Annotated in this window: 1 protein-coding gene; it reads left to right on the forward strand. The window is 70.9% G+C overall.

The features are described 5' to 3' along the window. The coding region (gene hisD, locus OO71_RS45890) for a histidinol dehydrogenase (RefSeq protein WP_033296427.1) at positions 1-884 on the forward strand (884 nt) is incomplete at both ends.

Consider the following 884-nt stretch of genomic DNA (forward strand, 5'->3'; position numbering starts at 1 on the left):
TGCTGGAGTTCACCGAGCGGTTCGACAGGGTGCGTCCGGAGACGGTGCGGGTGCCGGTGGAGGAGTTGTCCGCGGCGTTGGCGGGGTTGGATCCGCAGGCGCGGGCGGCGTTGGAGGAGTCGATCGCGCGGACCCGGAAGGTGCACGCGGATCAGCGGCGTCAGGATGTGACCACCCAGGTGGTGGCCGGGGGCACGGTCACCGAGCGGTGGGTGCCGGTGGAGCGGGTCGGCCTGTACGCGCCGGGCGGGCTCGCGGTGTATCCCTCGACGGTGGTGATGAACGTGGTCCCGGCGCAGCTGGCCGGGGTCCGGTCGCTGGTGGTCTGCTCGCCTCCGCAGGCCGCGTTCGGCGGTCGTCCGCACCCGACGATCCTCGCTGCAGCCGCCCTGCTCGGGGTGGATGAGGTGTGGGCGGTCGGTGGCGCGCAGGCGGTGGCGCTGGTCGCCTACGGCGGGGTCGACACGGACGGCACGGAGCTGGCGCCGGTGGACATCGTGACGGGTCCGGGGAACATTTTTCTGACGGCGGCGAAGCGGCTGGTCCGGGGTGTGATCGGGATTGATGCCGAGGCCGGTCCGACGGAGATCGCGATCCTGGCGGATGGGACCGCGGATCCGGTGCATGTGGCGGCGGATTTGATCAGTCAGGCCGAGCATGATCCGTTGGCGGCGAGTGTGCTGGTCACCACGTCCGAGGAGCTGGCCGACGCGGTCGAACGGGAACTCGTGACGCGGGTGGCGGCGACGAAGCATTCGGAGCGGGTGGGGGCGGCGTTGGGCGGGCAGCAGTCCGGGATCATCCTGGTCTCGACGATCGAGGACGGTCTGCGGGTGGTGGATGCGTATGCGGCGGAGCATTTGGAGGTCCAGACCGCGAACGCC

Origin of the sequence: Amycolatopsis jejuensis, assembly GCF_000717335.1 — a bacterium.
Lineage (GTDB): Bacteria > Actinomycetota > Actinomycetes > Mycobacteriales > Pseudonocardiaceae > Amycolatopsis > Amycolatopsis jejuensis.